Source organism: Thermoanaerobacter brockii subsp. finnii Ako-1 (assembly GCF_000175295.2).
GTDB classification, from domain to species: domain Bacteria; phylum Bacillota; class Thermoanaerobacteria; order Thermoanaerobacterales; family Thermoanaerobacteraceae; genus Thermoanaerobacter; species Thermoanaerobacter pseudethanolicus.
In genome coordinates, this window is record NC_014964.1 from 1083393 (window position 1) to 1104738 (window position 21346).

Annotated in this window: 21 protein-coding genes, 1 other RNA gene, 1 pseudogene and 1 other annotated feature; of the genes and pseudogenes, 19 read left to right on the forward strand and 4 right to left on the reverse strand. The window is 35.6% G+C overall.

Going from position 1 to position 21346, the window contains the following annotated elements; genetic code table 11:
• The first annotated feature begins 29 nt into the window (after positions 1-29).
• From THEBR_RS05235 to THEBR_RS05245, 3 genes are read left to right on the forward strand one after another with little or no spacing between them, the layout of a single operon-like run.
• The gene (locus tag THEBR_RS05235) at positions 30-2189 is read left to right on the forward strand and encodes a RelA/SpoT family protein (RefSeq protein WP_012269277.1); all 2160 of its coding nucleotides are present in this window, start codon (positions 30-32) and stop codon (positions 2187-2189) included.
• An 11-nt stretch (positions 2190-2200) separates the two neighbouring features.
• Positions 2201-2650 carry a D-aminoacyl-tRNA deacylase gene (gene dtd, locus THEBR_RS05240; protein ID WP_012269278.1) on the forward strand — a complete coding sequence of 150 codons (450 nt, stop codon included), beginning with the start codon at positions 2201-2203 and terminating at the stop codon, positions 2648-2650.
• A gap of 12 nt (positions 2651-2662) precedes the next feature.
• On the forward strand, positions 2663-3286 hold the full coding sequence (locus THEBR_RS05245) for an MBL fold metallo-hydrolase (RefSeq protein WP_012269279.1): 624 nt from the start codon (positions 2663-2665) through the stop codon (positions 3284-3286).
• A 27-nt stretch (positions 3287-3313) separates the two neighbouring features.
• Here THEBR_RS05245 and THEBR_RS05250 read toward each other — a convergent pair whose 3' ends face one another.
• Genes THEBR_RS05250 through THEBR_RS05265 form a run of 4 tightly spaced genes read right to left on the reverse strand, consistent with a single transcriptional unit; the run spans position 3314 to position 6868 of the window.
• Positions 3314-4522, reverse strand: a complete 1209-nt coding sequence (locus THEBR_RS05250) for an ABC transporter permease (protein ID WP_012269280.1) — start codon at positions 4520-4522, stop codon at positions 3314-3316.
• A gap of 13 nt (positions 4523-4535) precedes the next feature.
• A complete protein-coding gene (locus THEBR_RS05255) occupies positions 4536-5228 on the reverse strand; it encodes an ABC transporter ATP-binding protein (RefSeq protein WP_012269281.1) in 693 nt (230 codons plus the stop codon).
• Entirely contained in the window at positions 5228-6409 is a 1182-nt protein-coding gene (locus tag THEBR_RS05260; protein ID WP_012269282.1) for an efflux RND transporter periplasmic adaptor subunit, read from the reverse strand. The genes THEBR_RS05255 and THEBR_RS05260 overlap by 1 nt, the downstream gene beginning before the upstream one ends.
• An 18-nt stretch (positions 6410-6427) precedes the next feature.
• On the reverse strand, positions 6428-6868 hold the full coding sequence (locus tag THEBR_RS05265; RefSeq protein ID WP_012269283.1) for a MarR family winged helix-turn-helix transcriptional regulator: 441 nt from the start codon (positions 6866-6868) through the stop codon (positions 6428-6430).
• Between the two features lie 168 nt (positions 6869-7036).
• Positions 7037-7238: a binding site (T-box leader), on the forward strand.
• A 66-nt stretch (positions 7239-7304) separates the two neighbouring features.
• Between THEBR_RS05265 and hisS the strand changes: the two genes are divergently transcribed.
• From hisS to THEBR_RS05340, 16 genes and pseudogenes are all read left to right on the forward strand, one after another.
• Complete coding sequence (gene hisS, locus THEBR_RS05270) at positions 7305-8561, forward strand: histidine--tRNA ligase (RefSeq protein WP_012269284.1); 1257 nt, start codon at positions 7305-7307, stop codon at positions 8559-8561.
• A 14-nt stretch (positions 8562-8575) separates the two neighbouring features.
• Positions 8576-10354, forward strand: coding sequence for an aspartate--tRNA ligase (gene aspS, locus THEBR_RS05275; protein WP_012269285.1), 1779 nt, complete (start codon positions 8576-8578; stop codon positions 10352-10354).
• Between the two features lie 66 nt (positions 10355-10420).
• Positions 10421-10603: non-coding RNA, 6S RNA (gene ssrS / locus THEBR_RS11780), on the forward strand.
• Positions 10593-11327, forward strand: coding sequence for a tRNA threonylcarbamoyladenosine dehydratase (locus THEBR_RS05280; protein WP_003868847.1), 735 nt, complete (start codon positions 10593-10595; stop codon positions 11325-11327). Before ssrS ends, THEBR_RS05280 begins: the two co-directional genes overlap by 11 nt.
• Positions 11328-11403: 76 nt before the next feature.
• Positions 11404-11670 (forward strand): metal-sensitive transcriptional regulator, encoded by a 267-nt coding sequence (locus THEBR_RS05285; protein ID WP_012269286.1) that lies wholly within the window; start codon positions 11404-11406, stop codon positions 11668-11670.
• A 102-nt stretch (positions 11671-11772) separates the two neighbouring features.
• Positions 11773-12075, forward strand: a pseudogene (gene trxA / locus THEBR_RS12390) (thioredoxin); the annotation flags it as partial.
• Positions 12076-12444 (forward strand): thioredoxin, encoded by a 369-nt coding sequence (gene trxA, locus THEBR_RS12395; protein WP_049753480.1) that lies wholly within the window; start codon positions 12076-12078, stop codon positions 12442-12444.
• A 235-nt stretch (positions 12445-12679) separates the two neighbouring features.
• Positions 12680-13720 (forward strand): 2,4-diaminopentanoate dehydrogenase, encoded by a 1041-nt coding sequence (ord, locus tag THEBR_RS05300; protein ID WP_012269287.1) that lies wholly within the window; start codon positions 12680-12682, stop codon positions 13718-13720.
• 1 nt (position 13721) lies between these two features.
• Entirely contained in the window at positions 13722-14024 is a 303-nt protein-coding gene (gene ortA, locus THEBR_RS05305; RefSeq protein ID WP_003868890.1) for a 2-amino-4-oxopentanoate thiolase subunit OrtA, read from the forward strand.
• Entirely contained in the window at positions 14021-15415 is a 1395-nt protein-coding gene (gene ortB / locus THEBR_RS05310; protein WP_012269288.1) for a 2-amino-4-oxopentanoate thiolase subunit OrtB, read from the forward strand. The genes ortA and ortB overlap by 4 nt, the downstream gene beginning before the upstream one ends.
• Positions 15416-15429: 14 nt before the next feature.
• Complete coding sequence (locus THEBR_RS05315; protein ID WP_012269289.1) at positions 15430-15744, forward strand: ornithine aminomutase subunit alpha; 315 nt, start codon at positions 15430-15432, stop codon at positions 15742-15744.
• A gap of 50 nt (positions 15745-15794) precedes the next feature.
• The gene (gene oraE, locus THEBR_RS05320) at positions 15795-17999 is read left to right on the forward strand and encodes a D-ornithine 4,5-aminomutase subunit OraE (RefSeq protein ID WP_012269290.1); all 2205 of its coding nucleotides are present in this window, start codon (positions 15795-15797) and stop codon (positions 17997-17999) included.
• A complete protein-coding gene (locus THEBR_RS05325) occupies positions 17983-19326 on the forward strand; it encodes a GlmL-related ornithine degradation protein (RefSeq protein ID WP_012269291.1) in 1344 nt (447 codons plus the stop codon). Before oraE ends, THEBR_RS05325 begins: the two co-directional genes overlap by 17 nt.
• A gap of 16 nt (positions 19327-19342) precedes the next feature.
• Positions 19343-20407, forward strand: a complete 1065-nt coding sequence (gene orr, locus THEBR_RS05330) for an ornithine racemase Orr (RefSeq protein ID WP_012269292.1) — start codon at positions 19343-19345, stop codon at positions 20405-20407.
• Positions 20408-20492: 85 nt separating this feature from the next.
• Positions 20493-20732: a VOC family protein gene (locus tag THEBR_RS05335; protein ID WP_012269293.1), complete on the forward strand. Its 240-nt coding sequence runs from the start codon at positions 20493-20495 to the stop codon at positions 20730-20732.
• Between the two features lie 141 nt (positions 20733-20873).
• Positions 20874-21323, forward strand: a complete 450-nt coding sequence (locus tag THEBR_RS05340; protein WP_003868830.1) for an RrF2 family transcriptional regulator — start codon at positions 20874-20876, stop codon at positions 21321-21323.
• Positions 21324-21346 lie beyond the last annotated feature (23 nt).

The window sequence follows — 21346 nt, forward strand, 5'->3', positions numbered from 1 at the left end:
AGCCACTTTAATTATAAGGTGTGATAACTATGTTGGACAAAGTGATAAATAGGATAAAAAAATACATGGGTGATGATGCAAATTTAGAGTTAATATACAAAGCTTATGACTTTGCTGTAAATGCCCATGAGGGCCAAATGAGAAACTCAGGAGAGCCATATATTGTTCATCCCATAGAAGTTGCATTTATTTTGGCTGACCTGGAATTAGATATTACCACTATTGCAGCAGGCCTTTTACATGATGTAATAGAAGACACAGATGTAACTTATGACCAATTAATGGAAAATTTTGGAAAAGAAATTGCTGATTTGGTTGATGGAGTTACAAAACTTGGTAAAATAGAATACAAGAGCAAAGTAGAGCAACAGGCAGAAAATATGAGAAAAATGCTTATAGCAATGGCAAAAGACATTAGAGTGATACTCATAAAACTGGCTGACAGGCTTCACAACATGAGAACTCTCAAATATTTACCTCTTGACAAACAAAAAGAAAAAGCGGAAGAGACTTTAGAGATTTATGCCCCTATTGCTCATCGCTTAGGAATATCTAAGATAAAATGGGAATTAGAAGACTTGTGTTTGAGATATTTGCATCCGGAGGAGTATTATGACCTCGTAGAAAAGGTTGCTGCCAAAAGAAAAGAAAGAGAAGAGTTTATACAAAATATCATAACTACAATTAAAGAGAAATTAAAAGAAATGGGAATACAAGCAGAAGTAGATGGGCGACCTAAACATTTTTACAGTATCTACAAAAAGATGAAAACGCAAAATAAAACTTTCGAGCAAATTTACGATTTGTTAGCAGTGAGGATAATTGTTAACACCGTAAAAGACTGTTATGGCGTATTAGGAATTGTGCATACTTTATGGAAGCCAATTCCTGGAAGATTTAAAGATTATATCGCTATGCCAAAACCTAATATGTATCAATCCCTTCATACTACAGTAATAGGTCCTAAAGGAGAACCTTTTGAAATACAAATAAGAACATGGGAGATGCACAAAACGGCAGAATACGGTATTGCAGCCCATTGGAAATATAAAGAGGGTAAGACTACAGAGGACGAATTTGACCAAAAGCTTTCTTGGCTTAGGCAGCTTTTAGAATGGCAGAAAGAGTTAAAAGATGCAAAAGAGTTTATGGAAACATTAAAAATTGATCTTTTTACAGATGAGGTTTTTGTCTTTACTCCTAAAGGGGATGTCATAAATCTTCCAGCGGGGTCTACTCCTATTGACTTTGCGTACAGCATACACACTGAAATAGGTCATCGATTAAATGGTGCTAAAGTAAACGGTAAAATAGTCCCTATAAATTATCAATTAAAAAACGGTGATATTGTTGAGATATTAGTAAGTCCAAATAAAGACAGAGGTCCAAGTAGAGACTGGCTCCAGATTGTCAAAAGTTCTCAAGCGAGAAACAAAATCAGACAGTGGTTTAAAAAAGAAAAAAGAGAAGAAAATATCGCTCGCGGCGAGGAAATGTTAGAAAGAGACCTCAGGCGTCATGGAATACAACCTGCTATGATAAAAAGTGAGATATGGGAGGAAGTGCTTAAAAAACTCAACATTCACACAATAGAGGATTTATATGCAACAATTGGTTATGGAGGGTTAACTTTAAATCAGGTAATACCGAGAATTAAAGAAGAAATCAAAAAATCTCAGAAAGAAATAGGTTTAAAGTCCGTTCCAATTGATAAGGCTGGAAAGAAAAAAGAGAAAACAGGCGGAACGGGGGTCATTGTAAAAGGTGTAGACAATGTAATGGTCAGGTTTGCAAAATGTTGTTCTCCTGTTCCAGGGGATGAAATAATAGGTTATGTTACTAAAGGAAGGGGAATTTCTATTCACAGAAAAGATTGTCCCAATGTAAAAGAATATCTTTTTGATAGAAACAAAATTGTAGAGGTTGAGTGGGATCAAGATAGAAATATCCTTTATCAAGCTGATATACAGATTATGGCTAGTGATAGATTTGGACTTTTGACAGATGTTACTAGTGTTCTTGCAGATGTAAAAATTGCTGTAAAGGCTGTCAATGCTAGAACAACAAAAGACAATATTGCAATTATTAACTTAACTTTAGAGATTATTTCAAAAGACCAACTGGAAAGAGTTATGAATAAGTTGAAAGCTTTGGAAGGGGTAATGGACGTTTACAGATTAAGTGCATAGAGGTGATTTTTTTGAGAGCTGTTGTTCAAAGGGTGAGTCGCGGAGAAGTAAGTGTAGGTGGAGAAATGGTAAGTTCAATAGGTAAAGGATTTGTTGTTTTGGTTGGTATATCTATTGATGATAATGAAAATGATGTAATGTACATGGCAGATAAAATAGTGAATTTGCGGGTCTTTGAAGATGAAGAAGGAAAAATGAATTTGTCTCTTTTAGATATAGGAGGAGAAGTCCTTCTTGTCTCTCAATTTACTTTGCTTGGAGATGTGAGAAAAGGCAGAAGACCTAACTTTATGATGGCTCAAAAACCACAAGAAGCTTTGAAGTATTTTAATTTATTAGTCAAAGAGATTGAAAAAAGAGGCGTAAGTGTCAAAACAGGTATATTTCAGGCAATGATGAAAGTATTAATTGAAAATGACGGACCAGTTACAATTCTCATTGATTCTAAAAAAGTGTTTTAATGGAGTGATTTTATGAAAATACAAAGGTATGTGGTAGGACTTTATAAAGCCAATTGTTATATTGTTTCTGACGAGGAAACTAGGGAGACAATTGTAATAGACCCAGGGGAATATTTATCTGAAATACAAGATTATATTGGTGTTAACAAATTAAGAGTAAAATATATTTTACTCACTCATGGTCATTTTGACCACATAGGTGGAGTAGAGGAGCTGAGGAAAGTTACTCAAGCAGAAGTTGCTATTTCAAAAGAAGATGCTCCCATGCTTTTAGATCCCAGTTTAAATCTATCTAAAATGGTCTATAAAAAAATACAGTGCAGTGCCGCAGATATTTTATTAAATGGTGGCGATATTTTATATTTTGGGAAATACGCAATAGAAGTCCTACACACTCCAGGTCATACAAAAGGCGGAGTGTGTTTTAAAATTGACAATGTCTGCTTTACAGGAGATACTGTTTTCAAAGGCTCGATAGGAAGATATGATTTTCCTGGTGGAGATTTTGATACTTTAATGGATTCTATAAAGAACAAGCTTTTGGTATTGGAAGATGACGTAGTGATATATCCGGGTCATGGCGAGTCTTCAACAATTGGAAAAGAAAAGAGAATTAATTTGTTTTTGAGGGAATAAAAGCAAGAGGTGATTTACCTCTTGCTTTTATTCGTATCTGAGTGCTACGATTGGGTCGAGTCTAGCTGCTTTTTGTGCAGGGTATATTCCAAAGAATATTCCTACTGCTGAGGAGAAAAGAAAAGCGATTAATATTGTGTTTATAGAGATGATGGGGGTTATATTTATAAAAGGACCAATGATGTTTGATAAAATATAACCGAAGAAAATACCTATAGCACCCCCTAAGAGAGAAATTGCGACAGCCTCAATTAAGAATTGCATTAAAATGTCTTTTTGCCTTGCGCCTATGGCTTTTCTTATTCCAATTTCTCTGGTGCGTTCAGTTACAGAAACCAACATTATGTTCATGATTCCGATTCCACCTACTATAAGCGATATACCAGCAATTGCTCCTATGATTGCCGTAAATATGCTTAATATTCTGTTGAATTCTTCTAGGAAACCGATGAGGTTTTCTGCTTCGTATTTATCTTTGTTGTGATGAAGTGCTTCTATTAAGCGCACAGCCTGAGAGGAGGCTTCATCTAATTGGTTTTGGTTGTAGGTCATTACGTAAATTTGTGAAATATCTACGTCTTGGAAGATTTTTTGCGCGTAAGTTATTGGAATTGCAACTATTACAGGTATTTGGTCAGCTATTGAGCCTCCTAAACTTTTTAAATTACCACTGTCAATAACGCCAATTATCTTTGCTGTGTCAAAGGAAGAAGAACTGCCTATTTTAATAGTTTTTCCTACGCAATCTTCATAACCGAAAAGTTCTTTTGCAGAGTCTTTATCAATAAGTACCACATTTCTACCCATGAGAATGTCTTTTTCATTTAAAAAGCGGCCATAGATTATTTTTATGTTAGAGACATTTCCATAATCAAAATCTGTTGCTATAAAAATAGCCCTCTTGGTAAGTTTATCTGTTTTAGCGAGTCCAAATTTTTCTGTAATTGGCGCCGCATATTTTACCGAAGAAAGTCTTTTTCTGATCATTTCTACATCTTTGAGAGTCAGTTTATCGCTTTCTCTTATTTCAACATTATTTTTCGTCTTGATAGAAAATACACTAACGCCGATTTTTTCGAATTCGCCTAAAATAGCTTTTTGACCGCCTGCTCCTAAAGACACTATTGTTATAACTGAAGCAATTCCGATTATAATCCCCAACATCGTAAGAAGGGCTCTTAATTTGTTACTTAATATACTGTCAATTGCTACTTTTATGGCTTCTAAAATATACATCCTTTATCACCTGCTAATAAGTTATTCTGTTTGCGATAGGGGTATCTTCTATAATGTTTCCATCTCTTAAGCGAAGTATCCTTTTTGCGTGATTTGCTATGTCCTGTTCGTGGGTAACCATCACTATTGTAGTACCCGATTCATTTAGTTGATAAAAAATTCTCATTATCTCAATACTGGAGTTTGTGTCGAGATTTCCTGTTGGCTCGTCAGCTAATAGAAAAGAAGGATTCATTACAATTGCACGAGCGATTGCTACTCTTTGTTGCTGCCCCCCTGAAAGTTCATTAGGTTTGTGGTGTATTCTTTCACTTAATCCCACTATTTCTAAAGCTTTTATTGCTCTTTTTCTACGCTCTTTTGCTGGTATTTTGGCGTACAACATTGGCAGTTCTACATTTGACAGTGCGTCTAATTTACTCAAAAGGTTAAAAGACTGAAAAACAAAACCTATCTGGCGATTTCTTAAATAAGCTAATTGGTCATCATTTAACGTTGATATTTCGGTTCCATTGAGCTTATAACTTCCAGATGTGGGTTTATCCAAAAGACCAATTATATTCATTAAAGTAGATTTACCAGAGCCAGAGGGACCAACAATTGCTACATATTCACCTTTATTTATTTTTAAAGAGACGCCTTTTAATGCATTCACTTGGACTTTTCCAAGATTGTACACCTTTCTTACATTGCTCAATTCAATCATCAGTCTTTCCCGCCCTTTATTGTGATTTTTGTACCATCTTCGATAGAACTGGTGGGATTTAGTATGACTTTTTCGCCGACATTTACTCCCTTTATGATTTCTGTCTCCAAATCAGAAACGAGTCCGCTTTTTACTTTCCTTTGTTTTGCTATACCATTTTCTACTACATACACAAATTCGTTACCATATTTGTCACTTACGATTGCTTCTGATGGAACTTTTATTACATCTTTTTTTTCGGCAATTTTTATGTCGACATCTACATTAAAACCTGGTTTTATTGTGCCATCATTGCTTAAAAGGTCCACATAAACTTTTACGACATTATCTCCACCTGTTTGAGTGATTACTTTTGTCGCAGTTGGACTTACTTTACTTACTACTCCTTCAAAAGTTTTATCTGCAAAATGTATGTAGGCTTTTTGCCCTTCTTTTAAATTTACCGCATCATAAGGTTTTACATCAAGTGCAATTTGCAAGTTGTTTAAGTCTTCTACTGCAATTGCAGGAAATTGAGAGGAGGTAAAATAGCTATTATCTTTGGCATTTACTATGGTTACTGTCCCATCAAATTCAGCAATAACATATTTTTGCTGTTTATACATATTTTGCTTTATATTTTTGAGATTTAATTCTGCAATTTCTACTTGTTTTTGTTGGAGTTTTATTTGGTCGTCAAGGCTAAGAGAAGAAGTTTGTATCTGTGAAGTGGAGGGTTGTTGTACTGTACTTTCTCCCGAAGGGAGTTGTTGTGGCAAAGAGGTATTTGGAATTTGAGCTGCGACTTGGGATTGTTGTGACTGTTTTTCTTTTAATTTTTTTAATGCATCCAGTTGCATTTGCGCCATTTCCAGTTGTTTTTGTGCAATTTGATATTGTATAGATAAATCTTGTGTTTCTAATTCTAGAAGTTTATCTCCTTTTTTTACATTATCTCCAACGGATACATAGACTTTTAAAACTTTAGTAGGAGATAATATGTAATATTCTTGTTTGGACTTTGATTCTACTACTCCTGTGGTAGAGAATAAAGAAACTATATCACCTTTTTCAACTTTAGCAGCATTTACCTCTACAGTGGAAGCAGAGTTTTTGTTTTTTATAGAGATTGCATAAACGGTAGAAGCTACAATTGCTAAAATTACTGTGACTATTGTTAATGTTTTAACAGTATTTTTCATAAACACCACCCTCAAAATTTATAGTTCTTCTTTGATTTTTTGTAATATGTTTTTTAATGTTTCTAATTCTTGAGGAGAGAGTTTTTCAAAAATTGGCTGCAAAATTTTTTCCCTAAACATTGCTAAGTGTTTATAAAGATCTTGGCCTTTTTTTGTCAAAGAAATTTCTATTTTTCTTCTGTCTTCCAAATCAAAGTTCCTTTGAACTAACCCTTTCTCTACAAGTTTGTCTACTATGCTTGTAAGGGTGCTGGGGGAAATACCTAATTCTAAAGCAATATCTTTCATATACATTGGATTGCTTTTATTTTCGCTTAAAATTATTATTACTTGTTGTTCTCCAATTGTGAGGTCTTTTTGAAACTCAGAGAGGTCATTTGCTTTCAGTTGATTATTGAGTTTTTGTCTAATTATACGAAACAGGTCATATAAAAGCTTAATATCACAATCTTTGTTCATAAATTTTCACCTCAAAAATTTTTAATACAAAATATTTTATACATCAAAATATTAACTCATTAATATTTTTTTGTCAATAGGTGGATAAATTATTATGAAAGTAGATTAAAGATAATTGTGATTGACAGCTAATAATAGTATAATGTATAATAACAAGTAAAATGATGGATAAATGCGATGACCAGGAGAGTAGCAATAGCAGGTATACAGGGAGAAGATACCGTGATTGAGAGTATCTTCATACTTATGCTATTGCGAAAGACACCTGTGAGCAGACCAGTCGATAATGTAGGCTGGCTCCGTGAACCTGCGTTAAGGGAATGAGTCCAAATCAGGGTGGCACCACGGGATTTAACCTCTCGTCCCTGCAAATTGTTGCAGACGAGGGGTTTTTAAATGTATAAAGTTTTTACAAAATGTAAAAGGAGTTGGTAAAATGCTTACAAAAGCGCCAAGAGGGACAAAGGACATTCTCCCTTCAGAATCATATAAATGGCAATATATAGAAGGACTCATAAGGGAGATATGTGATGTTTACGGTTTTAAAGAGATAAGAACGCCTGGCTTTGAACATACTGAGTTGTTTTTAAGGGGAGTAGGGGAATCGACTGACATTGTGAGAAAAGAGATGTATACTTTTACGGATAAGGGAGGGCGAAGCATTACTCTGAAGCCTGAAGGTACTTCTCCAGCTGTAAGAGCATTTATAGAGCACAATTTGTATGCAGAGACGCAGCCTACTAAATTGTATTATATAACTCCTGTTTACAGATATGAAAGGCCTCAATCGGGAAGGCTAAGAGAACATCACCAATTTGGAGTCGAAATATTTGGTGCTAAAAGCGCTTCTGCAGATGCAGAAGTTATAAGTGTTGCTATGACACTTTTAAAAAAATTGGGGCTTAATAATTTGGAGCTTAGAATAAATAGTGTAGGATGTCCTGTTTGTAGAAAAAATTATAATAAAGTGCTTAAAGAGTTTTTGAAGAACAATTTGGAGTATTTGTGTGACGACTGTAAAGTCAGATATGAGATAAATCCTTTGAGGGTGTTGGATTGCAAAGTAGAAAGTTGTCAGAGGATAACCAAAGATGCCCCTCTCATTACAGATTATTTGTGTGATGATTGCAAAAGTCATTTTGAAGAGCTACAAAAGTATTTAGATATAATGGGCTATGATTATATAATTGACCCCAGAATTGTGAGAGGACTTGATTATTATACCAAAACTGCTTTTGAAATAATTTCAAAAGACATCGGAGCTCAGGGGACTGTATGCGGTGGAGGAAGGTATGATGGCCTTATAGAAGAATGCGGAGGGCCTTCTATGCCGGGAGTAGGTTTTGGAATGGGGTTAGAGAGGCTCCTTATTACATTAGAGCAAAATGGCATTGAGATTCCTAAACCTGAAGGTGTAGACTTGTTTATAGCTTATGTTGGGGAAGAAGCAAAATTATTTACTTTTGCCCTTGCTAATAAACTGCGATTTAATGGATTAAAAGTAGAAAGAGATAACATGGATAGAAGTTTAAAAGCACAAATGAAGTACGCAAATAAGCTTAATGCGAAATTTGCTATTGTAATAGGAGAAGAAGAGATGAAGGAAAACAAAGTTAAATTAAAGGATATGAGAGTTGGAAGCGAAGTAGAAATATCCATTGATGAGATAGAACAAAGGATAAAAAATATATAAACGGAGGGAGTTAAATGGGAGAACAATTAAATGGCCTTAAAAGAACTCACATGTGTGGAGAATTGACAGTTGAAGACGTAGATAAGTCAGTTGTAGTAATGGGATGGGTGCAAAGGAGAAGAGACCATGGAGGATTAGTATTTATAGATTTAAGAGATAGAACAGGCATTGTGCAGGTGGTTTTTAGCAATGAGGTTTCTTCTGAAGCCTTTGAAAAAGTGCAAAGCGTAAGAAGTGAATATGTACTGGCAATAGAGGGAAAAGTGGTAAAAAGGGCTCCGGAAAATGTAAATCCTAAAATTTCTACAGGAGAAATTGAAATATATGCTAATACTTTAAAAATTTTAAGCAAATCAGAGACTCCGCCTTTTCCAATAGAGGATAGGAGCAATGTATCAGAAGCTATAAGGTTGAAATACAGATACTTAGATTTGAGAAGGCCTTCAATGCAACAAAATTTGATGACTCGGTTTAAAATAACTAAAGTTGTCCGCGATTTTTTAAACAGAAATGGTTTTATAGAAATAGAAACTCCTCTTTTAATTAAAAGTACTCCAGAAGGGGCAAGGGACTATCTTGTACCGAGTAGAATTTATCCAGGAAAATTTTATGCTTTGCCTCAATCTCCTCAAATATTCAAACAACTTCTTATGATTTCTGGATTTGATAAGTATTACCAAATAGCCAAATGTTTAAGAGATGAGGATTTAAGAGCAGATAGGCAACCAGAGTTTACACAAATAGATATAGAAATGTCTTTTGTAGAAGTAGAAGATGTTTTGAAAATTAACGAAAAAATGATTGCAGAGATATTTAAAGAGACTTTAGGCATTGATGTACCAATTCCTTTTAAAAGATTATCTTATCAAGAATCTATGGAAAGATTTGGGACAGATAAACCAGACTTGAGGTTTGGAATGGAACTTAAGGATTTATCTGATATAGTGGCACAATCAGAATTTAATGTGTTTAAGACTGCTTTAAAAAATAACGGTTCTGTGAGAGGTATAAATGTAAAAGGTGCTGCTTCTATGCCAAGAAGACAGTTGGACGAACTGGTAGAGTTTGCAAAAACTTATGGCGCTAAAGGACTTTTGTGGATACAAGTTTTTGAAAAGGAAGTGAAATCTCCTGCTACTAAATTTTTAAGTGAAGAAGAAATGAAGAAAATACTCGAAAGACTTGAGGCAGAAGCCGGAGATTTGCTACTAATTGTGGCAGACAAAGATGAAATAGTTTTTGATACTTTAGCTCATTTGAGGCTAGAGCTTGGCAAGAGATTTAATTTAATTGATGAGAATAAATATGAGTTTGTTTGGATAGTAGATTTTCCACTTTTAGAGTACGACGAAGGAGAAAAAAGGTATGTAGCAAAGCACCATCCTTTTACTGCTCCTAAAGATGAAGATATAGAGCTACTGGAAAAGGAACCTTTAAAAGTCAGGGCAAAGGCTTATGACATAGTTTTAAATGGTACAGAGATTGGTGGAGGAAGTATAAGGATACACGATACTGAGCTTCAAAAAAGAATGTTTAAAGTTTTGGGATTTAGCGAAGAAAAAGCGTGGGAAAGATTTGGATTTTTGATGGAGGCTTTCAAATACGGTGCTCCTCCCCATGGAGGTATAGCTTATGGGTTGGATAGGCTTGCAATGATTATAACGGGAAGCGACACCATAAGGGATGTAATTGCATTTCCAAAGACTCAAAATGCAGTGTGCTTGATGACAGATGCTCCTTCTGAGGTTTCAGAAGAGCAGTTAAAGGAATTGCACATAAAGGTAGACCTATAAACGTTTACCAGTTGAAAAATAGAGGCTTTTGTGCTATTATTTATATAGAAAGATGAATAAAGCTGAAAAGCCCTGTGGTGTACGTGAGGTCCGGTGAAAGTTTGAGCCAACACCAATAATAAGGGAGCCTGGGCTTTGGCAGTGGAATATAGGCCGTCTTCGAACGGAAATATGAAGCTGCCAAGAGGGCACCCACTTTGTGAGTCCGGGTTCAAAAACTACCGGGAGGCACGGCACTATGGGGTTTTTTTATGGAGGGAAGAGTGTGGACATTTTTTCGCGAACAGAGCTTTTAATAGGGAAAGAAGGGCTTTTAAAACTTAAAAACAGTACTGTTGCTGTTTTTGGAATAGGAGGAGTAGGCTCTTTTGCTGTTGAAGCTTTAGTAAGAGCAGGAATTGGAAAATTGGTTTTAATAGATGGAGACGATGTATGTGTTACAAATGTAAACAGGCAAATACACGCTACCACTCGTACGATAGGTAAACCTAAAGTTGATGTAATGAAAGACAGGATATTAGAGATAAATCCAGAAGCCCAGGTTTTAACTTTTAAAGAGTTTTATTCCAGTGAAAATAGTGATAAACTATTATCAAAAGAATACGATTATGTAATTGATGCAATTGACAGAGTGTCTTCAAAAGTGGATTTAATAGTGAAATGCACTTTATTAGGTATACCTATAATTAGCAGTATGGGAGCAGGAAATAAATTAGACCCTACAAAATTTGAAGTTGCAGATATTTATCAAACAAGTGTATGTCCTTTGGCAAAAGTAATGAGGAGAGAACTTAAGAAAAGAGGTATTAAATCTTTAAAAGTGGTGTATTCTAAAGAAGAACCTATAAAAAATTTTTATGAAAACGAAAAGAGAAAAATATCGAAACCAGTACCTGGCAGTATTTCTTTTGTGCCTTCTGCTGTCGGCCTCATACTTGCTGCAGAGGTAGTTAAGGATTTATTAAAAAAATAACAAAAGGCTATTGACATATCTGTGAAAAACTTTTATACTATTCATTGGATACCCCGATGGGGTTGGGAGGTATAGTATGTACCAAGATAGCAAAGGAGATTTATTGAGAAGATTAAGAAAAATTGAAGGACAAGTAAAAGGCATACAAAAAATGATTGAAAATGACGCCCATTGCGTAGATGTACTGGTACAAGTAGCTGCTGTTAGGTCTGCGATAAACAGCGTTGGTAAAATTCTTCTTAAAAGCTATACTACCAGCTGTGTAAAGGGAGCAATGTGCACTGAAAAGCAGGATGACATGATAGAGGAATTAGTTGAGACATTTATAAAATTTATGAAGTGATTTTAAAAGTTAGGTTTTGTGAGCAATTTGTTTTATAATAAATGTATAAAGCAATTGCTTTGTATAAAAATAAAAATGAAATAAGAGTATAGGAGTGGTTTTATGGCAGAATTAGTTATTACACTTGAAAATTTCGAACAAGAAGTTGTAAATTCAGATGTACCAGTCTTAATAGACTTTTGGGCTGAGTGGTGTATGCCTTGTAGAATGGTGGCTCCAATAATTGACGAATTGGCGAAAGAATATGAAGGAAAAATCAAAGTAGGTAAAATTAATGTTGATGAAGAAAATGAATTGGCAATGAAATTTAGAATAATGAGTATACCTACAATTGGACTTTTCAAAAATGGTAAAATGGTAGATAAGATAATAGGAGCAAGACCTAAAGCAGATTTTGTAAGATTTATAGAAAAACATCTCAATGGTGGTGCTACACAATCAGAAGAGTCTGACGAGGTAGAAATTACATACGATAATTTCGAAGAAGAAGTTGTAAACTCTGATGTACCAGTATTGATAGACTTTTGGGCTGAATGGTGTGCACCTTGTAGATTAGTTGCTCCCATAATAGATGAACTAGCAAAAGAGTATAAAGGAAAGATTAAAGTAGGAAAAGTTAATGTAGACGAAGAAAATGAGCTGGCAATGCAATTTAGAATAATGAGCATACCTACAATAGGACTTTTCAAAAATGGCAAGATGGTAGATAAAATAATAGGAGCAAGACCTAAAGCAGACTTTGTAAAGTTTATAGAAAAGCATTTAAACAATTAAAAATCCTGCATTATGCAGGATTTTTAATTTTATTCCTTGAATAAATATAAAAAGAATTGTTTAATTTTCCAAAAAATTACGAAAATCGAAACATACTAAGGCATACTTTTGTAACACGAAGAAAACCCAATATTAAATTGGGTTTTCTTCGTGTTTTAAGGAATGGAAAAGCTTTTATTTAGCCTAAGTAAATGTATACAATATAGATGTAGAGAAAATTCTTAGAGGTGATAGAATGGAAAACATAAAAGTGGTAGTATGGGGACTTGGTGCAATGGGAAGCGGCATTGCTAAAATGATACTTTCTAAAAAAGGCATGGAAATAGTCGGAGCTATTGATACTGACCCTAACAAAGTAGGAAAGGATTTAAATGAAATCTTAGGGACAAATTCTAAACCTGTTTACATCACTTCTGAGCCTCAAGATGTTATAAAAAAAGGAAGTGCCGATATAGCGGTTATTGCTACATCCTCCTATGTAGAAAAGGTTTTCCCGCTCATTAAATTGGCTGTAGAAAGCGGAATCAATGTCATTACAACTGCTGAAGAGATGGCTTATCCTTCTGCTCAACATCCGGAATTAGCCAAAGAAATTGACAGGCTTGCGAAGGAAAATGGCGTATCTGCCTTGGGTACAGGAATAAATCCGGGATTTGTATTAGACTATTTAATCATTGCACTGACGGGAGCCTGCGTAGATGTTGAGTCCATTAAAGCAGCAAGGATTAATGACTTATCACCTTTTGGAAAAGCTGTTATGGAAGAGCAAGGGGTGGGTCTTACTCCGGAAGAATTTGAAGAAGGCGTAAAAAAAGGAACTGTTGCAGGGCATATAGGTTTTCCTGAGTCTATTTCAATGATTTGTGATGCTTTAGGCTGGAAACTTTCAGGGATTGAGCAGATAAGAGAGCCTATAATTTCTAAAACTTATAGAGAGACCCCTTATGCAAAAGTTGAGCCGGGTTACGTTGCTGGATGTCGCCAAATAGGGTTTGGAAAAGTAGATGGAGAGGTGAAAATAGAATTAGAACATCCTCAACAGATATTACCTCAAAAAGAAGGAGTAGAGACTGGAGACTATATTGAGATTAAAGGAACTCCGACTATAAAGGTGTCTATAAAGCCTGAAATACCTGGAGGCTTAGGTACTATTGCACTTTGTGTCAATACGATACCTCACGTCATAAATGCGCAGCCAGGTCTTGTTACTATGCTGGATTTGCCTGTACCTAGAGCTATTATGGGCGATGCAAGAGATATGATCAGGAGGAGATAAAATGGCTCAAAAAGGCGATTGGGTAAAAATTAAACAGGTTATTTTAGAACCATCGGAAAGATCTGAAAATACACCTCAAGATACCAAAGGGACTCCTTTGACGATGTGGGTTAAAGGTTTACTTTTACAAGATGGAGAGATTGGCGACACAGTCAAAATTAAGACTTTGACGGGTAGAGTAGTGGAAGGAATTTTAGTAGAAATCAATCCACGGCATATTCACGATTTTGGCAATCCAATTCCTGAGCTCATAAAAGCAGGTATAAAAGCAAGAGAGATATTGTATGGCGGTGAAGAAGAATGAGTAGGTATAAGGATGTAATGGCTAGGAAAAACGAAATAATGAAAAGATCTTTGGGAATAGATTATGAAAAATTTGAATCAGGTGGAATTGCTTTTGAATATGAAAAAATGATGAAAGAAACAGGTTACACCTTAGAAGAAATTGTTAAAATACAAAGGGAAGCAAATGTAGGAAATACTCCTCTTATAGAGTTAAAAAACTTGACAGAATTAGCGAGAAAAGTTTCGCCAACAGGAAAAGCTGCCAGAATCTTTATAAAAGATGAAGCTTGTAACCCTTCAGGAAGCTTTAAAGAAAGGCGGGCTAGTGTTTCTCTATATCACGCAAAACAAAAGGGATATAAGGGAGTCATAGCTGCCACTAGTGGTAATTACGGAGCAGCAGTGGCTTCACAAGCTGCCATGAAAGGTTTAAAATGCATCGTAGTGCAAGAAGCTTATGATAGTAGAGGTATAGGGCAGCCAGAGATATTGGAAAAAGGAAGAAAGTGTGAAACATTTGGAGCGGAAGTCATACAACTAACTGTTGGACCGGAATTATTTTATGTAAACTTGATGCTATTAGAAGAGACGGGATATTTTAATGCTTCTTTGTACACTCCTTTTGGAGTTGCTGGTATTGAAACATTGGGATATGAAATAGCTCAGCAAGTAAAAGAGAGGACTGGTAAGTTTCCTGATGTTGTTGTAGCCACCCATGCTGGTGGAGGCAATTTGACGGGTACTGCAAGAGGACTTATGAAAGCGGGAGCAGTAAACACAAAAATATACGGCGTGAGCGTTGATTTAACAGGGCTTCATATGGCTTCAGACAAGGATTTTAACAGAAAATCTTTTACAACAGGACATACAGGATTTGGAATCCCATTTGCAACTTGGCCGGACAGAGCAGATGTGCCTCGAAATGCTGCAAGGCCTTTAAGGTACATGGATGGGTATTACCTTGTCAAGCAAGGGGAAGTCTTTTACATGACAGAGCTTTTAGCTCAATTAGAAGGTTTAGAAAGAGGACCAGCGGGAAATACCTCTTTAGCGGCAGCTTTCAGTTTGGCACAGCAAATGGAAAACGACCAGATAATAGTGGTGCAGGAGACAGAATATACAGGGGCAGGTAAAAATCCAACGGCTCAGCTTACTTTTGCTATGCAAAATGGTATAAAAATTCTAGTAGGAAATCCTGATGATGAGATACCAGGACAAAACATAATTTTACCTGAACATCCTTCTATGATAAAGGCGAGAGAAGTTTATCTTTTGAATTTGAAAAAGTCTTACATTAAAAACTGCATTCAACACTTTGGATTGCCTAAAGATGATAGAGACATTAAATTTTTGGCTGAAGATACCAAGTCCAGTCAGGAATTTGTAAGAGAAATAATTTCAGAATTATAGGATGGGGTGATAATGTGAAAAGAGTAGACGATTTTGAAACGAGGAGTAAACATCTTCAACACATGACAGATGAAGAATTAGACGCATATTTCTGGGAATTGGCAGAAAAAATTGTAGACCCCTTGATAGAGTCGGCATATTATCACACATCTCCATCTATTGAGCGTTCTGTGCTTTTACGAATGGGTTTTTCTGGTATTGAGGCAAAGGAGATTGTAAACAGAATTGAGGAAAGAGGGCTTTTGCCAAAAGGAGCAGGAAATATTGTGTTAAAAGTTGCAGAAAGACTCAAAAAAAGATTACCTTGCTGCTGGAAAAGCCATAGCTAACGGAGAGTACTTGGAGGTGCTTGATGATATAGCAAGGGAGGCTAGGAAAAATGAAGCTTGAAAAGGATAAAAAAATAGATATTGAAGAGATTTTAAAAGATTTAGATAAATATGTGCCGAGAAGAAGAGGATGGCACTGGAGAGAGGATGTAGGCAAACACAAAATTGGCGATTTTGAGTATTATCAGGTTTCAAAACCACTTAAAAACAGTATTCCACTTCCTGCTGCAAAACACTTTGGAAACATTGATCCTCAGCCAGATTGTGTGATAACTACAGAAATAGCTTCAGGAAGGTTTGAAGATGATATAAGGCGCATGAGGATGGCAGCATGGCATGGAGCAGACCACATAATGGTAATCAGAACTTTAGGACAAAGTCATTTTGATGGACTTATTGAAGGAACACCTGAGGGTGTAGGAGGAGTTCCTATTTCGAGAAAACAAATAAGAGCGACGAGAAAAGCATTGGATTTAATTGAAGATGAAGTCGGTAGGCCTATAAACTTTCACTCTTATGTAAGTGGAATAGCTGGACCTGAAGTAGCTGTTATGTTCGCTGAAGAAGGGGTAAATGGTGCCCATCAAGACCCTCAGTACAATGTCCTTTATAGAAATATAAACATGGTAAGGTCTTTTGTAGATGCAGCAGTTGCTAAGAAAATAATGGCAGATGCTAATATACTTCAAATTGATGGTGCTCATAACGCCAATGCAACAGCAAAATATGGATGGAAAGTTATGCCTGAACTTTTAGTACAGCATGCCATAAATACACTTTATTCGAGAAAAGTAGGAATGAAACCAGAAAACATAGCCTTATCTACAGTGCCACCAAATGCTCCACCAACTCCTTCTATACGTTTGGATTTGCCTTATGCAGTGGCTTTAAGACAACTTTTTAAAGATTATAAAATGAGGGCACAGATGAACACAAAATATATTGAGCACGATACAAGAGAAGCAACTGTGACACATGTGCTTAACCTTTTAATATCTCGATTGACATCTGCAGACATACAAAGTACTATTACTCCTGATGAGGGAAGAAATGTACCATGGCATTACAACAATATAAACGCGATAAACACTGCTAAACAAGCCCTTATAGGCATGGATGGCCTTAAAGAGATGGTAAAACTCAATTTTGATGGAGAGTTAGGCAAAAAAGTAAGAGAATTAAAGATGAGAGCCATTCTCTTTATGGAAGAAATTTTAGAAGTTGGAGGATACTTTAAGGCAGTAGAAGAAGGTTTCTTTGTGGATTCAGGCTATTATCCAGAGAGAAATGGAGATGGCATAGTAAGAACTATAAATGGTGGTATTGGCGCCGGTACTGTTTACAAAAGAGATAAAGACTATATGGCGCCGGTATGCTCTCACTTTGGATATAACAATTTGCCAGAAGGGCTTAATAAACCTTGCGATTTAATAAATGGATGTACTCTTTGCAAGCATGAGAAAATTCAATATATAGACGAATTAGATGAAAGTGACAATGTAGAAAATAGATTGAAAGAAACTGTTGAGTATAGAAAAGGAGATAAAATAAAACCAGAAGTGGAGTGGGCAGGAGACGGCATAATAAGCATGAACCTATTTTTGCCTGTAGATGAAAGGACTGCTGAATACGCGGCTATTAAATACGCAGAAAAGCTGGGGCTTACTGATGTAGTCGTTTTAGGTAAACTTCCAATGCATCCTGCAGAGGGAACGTACGTGGAAGTAAGAGGACGTGTTCAATTTTCTATTGACAAAAATGAATTAGAAATACCGCCGCAAGAGGAAATACTTTCAGATGAGGAAATAGAAGGAGATATCAAGAGAAAGCCTATGAAGGTGGTTGCTGCAACTGTAGGAAATGATGAACATTCTGTGGGCTTAAGAGAGATTTTGGATATAAAACACGGCGGAATTGAAAAATACGGCATAAAATTTACTTACCTTGGTACTTCTTGCCCTGCAGAAAAGTTAGTTGATGCAGCTATAGAGGAAAATGCTGATGCTATTTTAGTTAGCACTATAATAACCCATGATGATGTCCATATAAAGAATATGAAAAAAATTCACGACTTTTGTGTAGAAAAGGGAATAAGAGATAAAGTAATTTTAGTAGGTGGAGGTACGCAAATTACAATCGACCTTGCTAAAAGTGTTGGCTTTGATGCAGGATTTGGAAGGGGTACAAAAGGAAATCAAGTGGCAAGTTTTTTAGTTAAAAAAAGAAGGGAAAAGGAAAATGAAGAAAACAATTGACATATTTGTAGCTGAGGTTGGAAGTACTACGACAACTGTAAATGCCTTTATTCTCGGAAACAACCCTGTTTTTATAGGTCAGGGGGTGGCTCCTACCACAGTCTTAGATGGGGATGTGAATATTGGCCTTGAGGGGGCTATTGAGGATTTAAAAGATAAAATTGGAGATTTTGTATATAGTGAGATGCTTGCTTGTAGCAGTGCTGCTGGTGGCCTCAAAATGACTGTACATGGCTTAGTCTACGACATGACTGTAAGGGCAGCTAAAGAGGCTGCCCTTGGGGCAGGAGCCAATATAAAACTTATAACAGCAGGAAAACTGAGAAGAACGGATTTAGAAAAAATAAAACAAATAAAACCAAACATAATACTTTTAGCAGGTGGAGTGGATTTCGGAGATAGAGAAACTGCTCTTTATAATGCAGAAAAGTTAGCAGAAATGAAACTAAATGTTCCTGTCATTTATGCAGGCAATATAGAGAACAGAGAAGAAATTTCCTACATTTTTCAAGAAGCCAGTCAGGAAGTATACATTGTAGACAATGTTTATCCATCAATTGACAATTTAAATGTAGAACCGACAAGAAAAATGATTCAAAAAGTTTTTGAAAAGCATATTGTAACAGCGCCAGGTATGAGTAAAGTAAAAGAATTGGTGACAGGAAATATAATCCCAACGCCAGGTGCTGTCATGGAATGTGCTATACTTCTTTACAATGACATAGGTGATTTGATGGTAGTGGATATAGGTGGAGCTACTACAGATGTTCATTCTGTTACTGAAGGAAGCGATGAAATACAAAAAATAACTGTAAATCCAGAGCCTTTGGCTAAACGCACAGTAGAGGGGGATTTGGGGGTTTTTGTTAATTCAAGAAATTTATTTGATTTGTGCGGAGAGGATATATATAAAAAATTCAGTAATGCAGAGGAACTAATAAACAATATAAAGCCAATACCACAAACAGAAGAAGAAAAAGAATTTGTGATATATCTTGCAAGCAAGGCATTAGAAGTGGCAGTAAAGCGTCACGCAGGTAAATTAAGCAGTTATTTTGGACCTACAGGAAGAACCTTTTATGCGGAAGGAAGAGATTTGACAAATGTTAAATGGATAATAGGTACCGGTGGAATATTTTCAAGACTTGAAGGAGGAGAAAAATTATTAGAAAATATAAATGATGGAGGAAGTGGAAAAGAGCTTTATCCTCCTTCATCGGCAAAAGTTTTAATTGACAGAGATTATATCATGGCGGTTTGTGGTGTTTTGTCTAAGAAATATCCTGACGAAGCTTTGAAATTAATAAAAAATAGCTTTGGCATTTAGAAATGGGGGAGATTAAATGTATCCCTTGTTGAGAATAAACTTAGTAAAACTTCGAGAAAATACACAAACTATCGTTAATTTGTGTGAAAAGAAAAATATAAAGGTAGTAGGTGTTACAAAAGTTTTTTGTGCTATTCCAGAAGTAGCACAGACGATGGTAAAAGGTGGAGTAGAAATTTTAGGAGATTCTCGAATCAAAAATTTAAAAAAATTACAACACATACCGGTACCTAAAATGCTTCTTCGAATTCCCATGAAAAGTGAAGTGGAAGAAGTTATAAAATATGCAGATATAAGCCTAAACTCAGAAATAGATACAATAAAAAGCCTGTCAGAAGAGGCAAAAAAACAAAGGAAAATTCATGAAATAATCCTAATGGTAGACTTAGGGGATTTGAGAGAGGGTGTATTAAAAGAGGATGTTATTCCAATAGTAGAACAAATAGTAAAACTAGAAGGCATAAGACTTCGAGGAATAGGTACTAATTTAACTTGTTATGGTTCAGTTATCCCTACCCCAGATATATTAGAAGAGCTTGTGGAAATAAAAAATTCTATCAACAAAAAATTTAACTTGAATTTGGATATAGTCTCAGGAGGAAACTCAAGCAGTCTGTACTTAGTTCAAAATGGTCTCATACCAAGAGAAATAACGCAACTTAGAATAGGAGAAGCTATTGTCTTAGGTAGGGAAACAGCTTTTGGAGACAGAATTCCCCATACTTATGACGATGTATTTACTTTAGAAGCACAGATAGTCGAATTAAAAGAAAAACCTTCTTATCCACGAGGTATATTAGGAATGGATGCTTTTGGAGAAAGACAAGTATATGTGGATAGGGGGATAATGAAAAGAGCAATTTTGGCTATAGGAAGACAGGATGTCAATATGAATGACCTAATTCCTATAGACAGCTCTATTGAATTAATAGGTTCAAGCAGTGACCATTTAATTGTAAATGTTACAAATTCCACATATCCATATAAAGTTGGAGATATAATAAAGTTCAAACTGAGATATGGAGGGATTTTATCCTGTTCTACCTCTGAATATGTAGAAAAAGTCATTGAAGAGGCGTAAAAATGCGCCTCTTTTTGCATTATGAAAAATTTGAAGGGATTGCTATAATAGAGTGAGGAATAATATTTTTTAGGAGGGTTTTAAAATGATAATAGGTTTAGGGCATGTAGCCTACAAAGTCACAGATATTGACAGAAGCATAGAGTTTTATTGTGAAAAATTAGGTCTAAAAGAAGCATTTAGGTTAAACCATGAAAATGGAGAATTAATGCTTGTATATCTAAAAGTGGCGGAGGGACAATTCATTGAACTTTTTCCCGGAGGAATCGACAAGGGAAAAGATGAAGATGAAAGGGCAGGCTTTAAACATTTGTGTCTAGAATAGAACTAATGCAAATAATGCCGGGTTCTTTGCAAGATAAAGCAAAAGAATTATAGAAAATTAAGTGTTGACAACCACTTTTTTAAGTGGTATTCTTTTTGTTGAAATCCGGGTAAAATAGTAGGAATTCAGGGGTGGATAATCGTGAAACTATCTACAAAAGGTCGATATGGGATACAAGCTATGTTTGAATTAGCCCTTTACTACGGGGAAGGCCCCATTTCTTTAAAGACAATTGCCGAAAATGAAGGACTTTCTGAGCATTATCTAGAACAGCTTATAGCAATCCTTAGAAAAGCTGACCTTGTGAAAAGTGTCAGAGGAGCACAAGGGGGATATATGCTAGCGGCTCCTCCTGATAAGATAACTGTTGGAGATGTGATAAGAACGTTGGAAGGTTCATTGGCTCCTGCAGATTGCGTTTTGGAAGATACTCCTTTTGAATGCAGCAGAGCAGGAGGTTGTCCGACGAAGTTGGTGATGGAAAGAATAAGAGACAGTATAAATAAAGTGATAGACTCTATTACTTTACAGGATATGGTGGATGATTACAGGCGATTAAATCAAAAAAGTGCTTTTATGTATTACATTTAGGGAAATAATAATTTTAGGACTTT